5 protein-coding genes and 3 pseudogenes are annotated in these 7236 nt (G+C 66.3%); 3 read left to right on the top strand and 5 right to left on the bottom strand.

Annotation, left to right across the window (positions count from 1 at the left end; all coding sequences use genetic code 11):
* From AB0J64_RS56350 to AB0J64_RS56330, 5 genes and pseudogenes are all read right to left on the bottom strand, one after another.
* Positions 1 to 155, bottom strand: a pseudogene (locus AB0J64_RS56350) (site-2 protease family protein); the annotation flags it as partial.
* 174 nt (positions 156 to 329) lie between these two features.
* Entirely contained in the window at positions 330 to 1109 is a 780-nt protein-coding gene (locus AB0J64_RS56345; RefSeq protein ID WP_364046756.1) for a hypothetical protein, read from the bottom strand.
* Entirely contained in the window at positions 1096 to 2151 is a 1056-nt protein-coding gene (locus AB0J64_RS56340) for a hypothetical protein (RefSeq protein WP_364046753.1), read from the bottom strand. Before AB0J64_RS56340 ends, AB0J64_RS56345 begins: the two co-directional genes overlap by 14 nt.
* Positions 2148 to 2579 (bottom strand): hypothetical protein, encoded by a 432-nt coding sequence (locus tag AB0J64_RS56335; protein WP_364046750.1) that lies wholly within the window; start codon positions 2577 to 2579, stop codon positions 2148 to 2150. The genes AB0J64_RS56340 and AB0J64_RS56335 overlap by 4 nt, the downstream gene beginning before the upstream one ends.
* Before the next feature lie 281 nt (positions 2580 to 2860).
* A complete protein-coding gene (locus tag AB0J64_RS56330) occupies positions 2861 to 3337 on the bottom strand; it encodes a hypothetical protein (RefSeq protein ID WP_364046747.1) in 477 nt (158 codons plus the stop codon).
* A gap of 776 nt (positions 3338 to 4113) precedes the next feature.
* Here AB0J64_RS56330 and AB0J64_RS56325 point away from each other — a divergent pair.
* The 3 genes and pseudogenes from AB0J64_RS56325 to AB0J64_RS56315 all read left to right on the top strand — a co-directional run.
* Positions 4114 to 4494, top strand: a pseudogene (locus AB0J64_RS56325) (transposase family protein); the annotation flags it as partial.
* A gap of 237 nt (positions 4495 to 4731) precedes the next feature.
* A complete protein-coding gene (locus tag AB0J64_RS56320; protein ID WP_364046744.1) occupies positions 4732 to 5970 on the top strand; it encodes an IS110 family transposase in 1239 nt (412 codons plus the stop codon).
* Positions 5971 to 5990: 20 nt separating this feature from the next.
* Positions 5991 to 7118, top strand: a pseudogene (locus AB0J64_RS56315) (ISL3 family transposase); the annotation flags it as partial.
* Positions 7119 to 7236: the final 118 nt, after the last annotated feature.

Here is a 7236-nt window from a genome sequence, read left to right as displayed (position 1 = left end):
GTGGCGTTGCTCCTGAGCTTGGTGGGGTCGTCACCCGGCCGGGGCGGCAGCATGCCGATCATGCGGATGTAGCCGCCGAACGGGATCCACTTGATACCGTACTCGGTCTCGCCCTTGCGCCGTGACCAGGCGGTCGGGCCGAAGCCGACCATGTGCCCAGCCGCAGGCAAGAGACACGTCACTCTGAGCGGACCTGGCAGATACCGGAGTGAGGGGCGAACCTTTCCCCGTGATCTCGTCACCGCAGGTCAGGGACGGGTTAGCTGAATGCTGCTCCATTGCTACGCGGACCTCGCGCTCCACTGCGCACGTAAATGGCGGCCTTACGGTTAGATGAAGCCGTTGCCACCCGTCAGCGAGCTCATGTCCAGCCCCGGCATACCGCTGTTCTTCCGCTGCAGCGTGCCCACCCCGGTGGAGTCGTTGGGCACGTACTCGAGAGCTACCTGGCTGAAGTCGGCCTTCGGCCGGTTCTTGTCGATGACCTGGCTCAGCGTGGCGCACGCCGCGTTGATGAGGGCGAGTATGGTGGCCAGCCCACCCACCGATTTCAGCTGCTTGCTCACCATTGTTCTGACGGCCAGCGCCAGTTTCGCAAGGATGGCGTTGATGGTGCCTCTGGTAGCTATCTGCTGCGGAATAGAGCCGAGCCAAGACAGCAGCTTCAACCAGGCCAGGTACATCAGGACGCTAGCCACTGTAGCCGCGAGTACGACAGCGGCGCTATAGAGCGCCGCTATCGTGTGCAAACCCTGTCCGACGCCTTGATGATAGCTGCTGGCAATCTTCAGCTGTTCGGTCAGCGTCTCGGTCGACTGCTTGCACAACTCGGCTGCAGAGCCCTTCCACCACTCTTTGTCGGCCATCTCGTCCGTGAGGGTTCTGACTTCGTGAATGATGGTCTCGAATTCGACGCAATCCTTGCCCTTGGCGGTGGGGGCCGTCCAGGCCTCGGCCGCACCTCTCATGCCTTCAGGGTTTGCGAGGAGGGTGGCGAGCGCCAGAGCAATGTTCCTGGCGAGGGGGTACTCGCCGAGGATCACAGCGGCTTCAGTCGCCATCGAGACCGCTGCCGCCATTTCAACGTTCTCGAGGTTAAGTTCCATCATGCGAAGGGTCGTCCTCTCCTATACCGATCACCGGCGGCGCAATGTCGTTGTCGTCTTGCCAGATCTCTTCACCACCGCGCACGTAATCGCGCTCGTCCTTGCGGTGCTGGTCGGCCGGTGCGCCGCCCGGCATCATCGGCATCATCGGCATGCCCGACATCCCGGCGGCGCCCGCCCTCCCGGCCGCGGCCGCCGCGGTGCCCATGGCGCCCGCCCCGCTGCCTCCCAGGGAGCCGCCCGACGGCGTGCCGGTCGGCAACATGCCGGGGCCGAGGGACGTGCCGGACGAGTACGGGCTGGTGCCGGTAGGGATGTTCACGTCGATCGGCTTGTAGGAGGCCAAATCCGTGGCATTGGGGTTGGTCGAGTGCGTGGTCGGGGCGGAGGTCGGCACCTCGTGGTTGAGTTGATCCTCGATGGACGGCCGGCTCGCGGTGGGGATGGACGAGGTCGGGTCGGTCGCGTTGGCGCCAGGTACAGGCATGGTCGACCTGTCTGCGGGCGGCATTGGGGTGGATGGCGCGTCCGGCGACGGCGCTTCGGGAGGTGCATAGTCCGCGGGCGACACCTTCGGAGGCGAATAGTCCGCAGGTGACATCTCCCGAGGGGAGTAGTCGGCGGACGGAAAGCTCGGGCCTTTGGGCATGGGCACATTCGGCGCCCTGCCGGGCCCACCACCGACGCCGCCATCTTCGGAACCGATCTTCTTGACGATGTCGGCGTTGTCCTCGTCGGGCTTCCGGTAGTTCTTCTCCATTTCCGCGAGCGCCGTCTTGTAGTCCTCTAACGCCTTTTTGGCCGCTTTGAGGGTTTTTACCGCACCGTCTTTGACGCTGTCGTGTGCGTGGTTGAGGCCGATGCCGATAACGCCGAAGGCGGGGCGAGAGATGTGGATGTCTTCCGTGCTTTGCGCGATCTTGCCTACTTGCAGAGCCCGGTCGGCAAGGTTTTCGCCGTGCTTTTCGACCTTGCCGTGCTTGAACTGGATCATGCTGCTGGCCGCGGCATCGGTTCCGTACGACGCCTTGCTGTCCGTGCTCATCTCATACTCCTAGACGCATCAGGCCAGCGTGGGCGGAACGGCCCCCTCGGCCCGCCCCACACGTCGTCGTCCTCAGTGAGCCACGACGAGTTCTCCGACGTGGGCTCCTGCTCTCCGTGACCACCTCCGATCATCGGGGCGATGGGGTACCCCAACGGTGGCACGGAGTCGCCGCAGTGATTGAAGTCCGGCATCTCGACGTCCCGGGAATTGGGCATCGCCTGGCGGATTTCGGTGGGCAGCAGGTCGAAGTTCTCGACGATCTTCTCGTTCACCTTCTTCAGGTGCTCGACCACGCGCTTGTCTTCTCGGTAGGAGCCGTACGGCGGAATGCGGCCGGCCCAGTCGACGTCGTGGTCGGAGCGAGAGTCATGGTCGTCCGACTCGACGCTGAAGTGCAGGATGCGTAGCTGCTGCTGGTACTCCACTGGTGTCGGTCCCTGGTAGCGGTCGGTCAGGTCGGTGGCCTTGGTTTTCAGGTCGGTGGCGAAGCCGTTGAGAAGCCCGTCGGCGGCCTGGTAGTAGAGCCCGGCCAGATGGACGGCGTCGGGGTCGGTGGCGTCGATCCACTTCTTGATCGTCCTTCGCGCTATGGCCGATGATGTCGATCAGCGAGACCGGCGGGAGGAAGGTCTGGTCGGTGATCCAGCCGTACGAGGGCAGTCCCGCGGTCTGAATCTTCGGCTGATCGGTCATGATGATCTCCGCCTCAGGCATGCGCCGCGCTTGGACGCGCCACGGCTTCCTGCGTGGCCTGCTCTGCGTTCTGGGACGTCTTGGCCACCTCGTACAGCGTGTCGATGACTTTGTCCGTCCCCTCGACCAGCGCCACGTACTTGCCGTGGTCGTTGCCAGGCTCGCCGACCAGGATTTTGTACGCCTGCTCAGTAGCTTGCGCGAACGCCGCGGCCGTGCTCCACTCCCCTATCTGGGCCTGGCCCAATGCGCCGTACTGCTGAAGGTCGGGTAGCGAGCCCGCCCCGGTCGGCAGTTGCGGATCGGGGAAGTCCTGGTCCGGCACGACCGAGAACTCGGTGACTGGTATGCCGGAGGCGGTTTTGAGCTTCTTGAGCAGCTCGTCCAGCTCTCCGGCGATGCGATTGACCTCGGTGCGGTCTGCGTAGGGGTCCGCCGCCTCGTCCTTGTCGGACGTCCCTGGCCAGTCTGGGTCGATCGATACCGTCATGTTCTCTCCTAGCTGCCAATCACTGGCCTGGTTGCGCTCTCCTACGAGCGCTACAGGTCACGGTCTCTCGTCATGGCGTCCAGTCAGCTCCTGATCTGCTCCAGCGACTCGGTGACCGACTGCTTCTCCGGCGCCTCGAAGCCATCGCGTCGCTGGCCCTGATCACCTGGATGACACGCTGACAGCACTCGACGTATTCGCTGCAGAGCCTGGCCAGGCGCTGGTCGAGGCCCTCGAGGGCTGCGACCTCGCCCGGGTCTGCGCCCATGGTGCCCACGGTGCGCGCGAGGGCGCTGGCCGGCGACCGCCGCCCTATGTGCTCCTGCCCCGAGGTCGGCGTCAGTGTCGTCGACCCTCGGCCACGGTTCGGGATCGCGCTGCCCCATGATCCTCTCTCAAGGTGTTCGGCCACCGGGCTCGGGGCCGAGAAGGCGCATCGACGTGAGTCAGCCGGCTCCGTGGTCGTTACCTGGGCAGCACTCGTCCCGCCGGATATGGCGACGGCGAAGGCCGTTGCCCTGCAGGCGAGCAATTCGCGCATGTTGCCCCTTGCTGCTGGGAAGTGATCCAGCGACCCTAGGGGTAAGCCGTCGGCAACGAAATCAGTCAAGTGACTAGGCTCAACGCACGCTCCTGGCGAGCCCGTTCATGCTGACCATCTTCGTGCTTACGCCGGGGACTGTACGGTCACTGGCTCTGTCGCAGATTCGGTGGTGACGGAAGGTGTCATCAGGTCACGCTGAGTTGTGATCGACGTCAACGAGTTGGTGCAGACGGTGTTCTCAGGGCTTTCGCCACTGGTGGTGGAGGACATCGCGGACCAGGGTGAGCAGATTCGGGTATGGGCGCGAACCCCGAACGGCTCTTCTGCCGCCTGCCCGACCTGTGGAGCCGGGACAACTCGCGTGCATGGCTATCACGAGCGCACTCTGGCCGATGTCGCGGTGGACACACGTCGCGTGCTGGTGATGGTGCGGATCCGCCGCATGGTCTGCCCGACCCGCGGCTGTCGCCAGACCTTCCGGGAACAGCTGCCCGGTGTGCTGGAGCGCTACCAACGCCGCACGCCCCGCCTGGCCTCACAGATCGGAGCGGTGGTCCGCGAACTGGCCGGACGTGCCGGCGTGCGCCTCTTGTCCGCGATGGCCGTGCGCCTAATGAGTGTTAGCGAGTCGCCATCCGGCAGACTCGGTGCCTGGTAGCCGCTGGCAGGTGAGCACTTTCGTCTCCCGGACTTTTAGTCCTGTTGAAAGATCGTGCCCCTGCCGGTCGGCCGGGAGAGTTGATCGCTGATGGGATGTCGTGCCCGCCCGCGTGTGGCGTGAGCACTGCTTCATTAGGTCGCTGATGGTTCTCCCGCAGGCTGCTGACCAGTGGCGTCGGAGTGGGGAGAGATGTTGCGACTGTTTGTGGGAGATGACTGGGCCGAGGCGCATCACGATGTGGAGCTGATGGACGCCTCCGGCAAGCGGCTGGCCAAGGCGCGCCTGCCCGAGGGGGTGGCGGGGATGTCCCGCCTGCACGCCATGATCGGCGAGCAGCTCGGCCAGGATGCTGAGAACGCCGATGAGGTCGAGGTGGTCATCGGGATCGAGACGGACCGGGGGCCGTGGGTTGCCGCGCTGGTCGCGGCCGGGTACACGGTGCTGGCGGTCAACCCGTTGCAGGCCGCTCGCTACCGGGAACGCCTCAGCGTGTCGGGGGCCAAGAGCGACGCGGCCGATGCGCACATGCTGGCCGACATGGTCCGTACCGACGCTCACCAGCTGCGCCCGGTCGCCGGGGACAGCCCGCAGGCCGAGGCGGTCAAGGTCGTGGCGCGCATGCACAAGACGCTGATCTGGGAGCGCACCCGCCACACCCAGCGGCTGCGGCATGCGCTGCGGGACTACTTCCCCGCCGCTCTGGCCGCGTTCGCCGACCTGGACGCGGCCGAAGCCTTGGATCTGCTGGCCCGGGCGGCCGACCCGGCCGCGGCGGCGAGATTGACCATCAGCCAGATCAGCGCGGCGCTCAAGCGCGCCGGCCGTCGCGGCGACCTGGCCGCCAAGGCCGCGCCGATCCAGGTAGCGCTGCGCACCGAGCAGCTGGGCCTGCCCGAGGTGGTCACCGCCGCCTACGCCGCCTCCGTGCGATCCCTGATCGCGGTCCTGACCACCCTGAACGAGCAAGTCACCGTCCTGAGCAAGGAGGTCGAGGCGCATTTTGGCGAGCACCCGGCCGCTGAGATCATCACCTCCCAGCCCGGGCTGGGAGCGATCCTCGGCGCCCGGGTGCTCGCAGAGTTCGGCGACGACCCTCAGCGGTATGCCTCGGCCAAAGCCCGCAAGAACTACGCCGGCACCAGCCCTATCACCCGCGCCTCGGGCAAGAAGAAGGTCGTCGCGGCCCGGTTCGTACACAACGACCGGCTCATCGATGCCCTGATCACTCAAGCCGCCACAGCGGTTCGCGTCTCGCCCGGCGCCCGCGCCTACTACGACAAGCAACGCGCCCGCGACGCCGATTACAACACCGCCCTGCGCCAGGTAGCCAACCGGCTCGTCGGCATCCTGCACGGCTGCCTCAAGACCGGAACCCTCTACGACGAGGCAACCGCTTGGTCGCATCACGCCGAATCCCTCGCTGCTTGACATCTAAGCTCCTGGGATGTCTGTCCCGGCATACCGCCCTGCGGATCCTGTTACGCCTGCCCCTGCCACCGCCGCGCGTACCCCGGGTGCTGGGAGTGGACGACTTCGCCCTGCGTCGGCGCCACCGCTACGCCACCGTGATGATCGACGCCGAGACCCGAGAGCGCATCGACGTTCTACCCGGCCGCACCGCCGATGTGCTGGAGGCGTGGCTGCGCACCCATCCCGGAGTGCAGATCGTGTGCCGAGACGGCTCGGGCGCCTACGCCGAAGCGATCCGCCGCGCCCTGCCTGACGCCGTCCAGGTGAGTGATCGCTGGCATCTGTGGCACAACTTTGGTGAGGCCGTCACCAAGGAAGTCGCCACACATAGTGTCTGCTGGGCCAAGGCCGGACCCCCGATCAAGGACGGCAAACGCGCCCAGACCACCCGCGAGCGCTGGCAGCAGGTCCACGACCTGCTCGGCAAGGGAGTCGGCCTGCTGGAGTGCGCCCGCCGCCTCAATCTGGGCCTCAACACCGTCAAACGCTACGCACGCGTGTCCGAACCCGAACGCCTGCAACGCGCCCCGCAGTACCGGCCGACCCTCGTCGACCCCTACCGCGACCACCTCAAACGCCGCCGAACCGACGACCCCGCCGCCCCTGTCCTGCACCTGTTCAACGAGATCAAAGCCCTCGGCTACCCGGGCAGCTTCAATCTCCTCTACCGCTACATCACCCAAGGCCGGGTGGAAGCCGACCGCCTGCCCATCTCCCCACGCCGCCTCGCCCGGCTCCTGCTCACGCGGCCCGACAACCTCAAAGACGAGCATCGCCGGCTGCTCAACGAGCTCACCACGGCCTGCCCCGAGATGATCGACCTGGCCGGGCTCGTCCGCGACTTTGCCGACCTGCTCCGGCCGAGCAAGGGCAACGCCGACCGCCTCAGCACGTGGATCACCGCTGCCCGCGCCGCCGACCTCCCTCACGTGCACGCCTTCATCCGCGGCCTCGACCAGGACCGCGACGCCGTCCACGCGGCCCTCACTCTGCCGTTCCACAACGGCGGCACCGAAGGCGTGAACACCAAGACCAAGCGCATCATGCGCCAGATGCACGGCCGCGCCGGCTTCACGCTGCTCCGCCACCGCATCCTGTTGGCCTAACGCTCCGTCACCACCGAAAGAGAGACAGAGCCGAGTCGGCCTGGAGCGCGGTCTCGGGATTACTCCCGGTCCGTTTCTCCAGACCGCTCGCCGAACCCGCCGTGCGCCTCTCAACGCA

Origin of the sequence: Nonomuraea sp. NPDC049695 (genome assembly GCF_040674955.1) — a bacterium.
Taxonomy (GTDB): domain Bacteria; phylum Actinomycetota; class Actinomycetes; order Streptosporangiales; family Streptosporangiaceae; genus Nonomuraea; species Nonomuraea helvata.
This window is presented reverse-complemented; position numbering and strand designations above follow the sequence as displayed.

Excerpts from the sequence above, each read along its gene's own strand:
- AB0J64_RS56345 (WP_364046756.1), bottom strand. The coding sequence starts at position 1,109 with ATGATGGAACTTAACCTCGAGAACGTTGAAATGGCGGCAGCGGTCTCG.
- AB0J64_RS56340 (WP_364046753.1), bottom strand. The coding sequence starts at position 2,151 with ATGAGCACGGACAGCAAGGCGTCGTACGGAACCGATGCCGCGGCCAGC.
- AB0J64_RS56330 (WP_364046747.1), bottom strand. The coding sequence starts at position 3,337 with ATGACGGTATCGATCGACCCAGACTGGCCAGGGACGTCCGACAAGGAC.
- AB0J64_RS56320 (WP_364046744.1), top strand. The coding sequence starts at position 4,732 with ATGTTGCGACTGTTTGTGGGAGATGACTGGGCCGAGGCGCATCACGAT.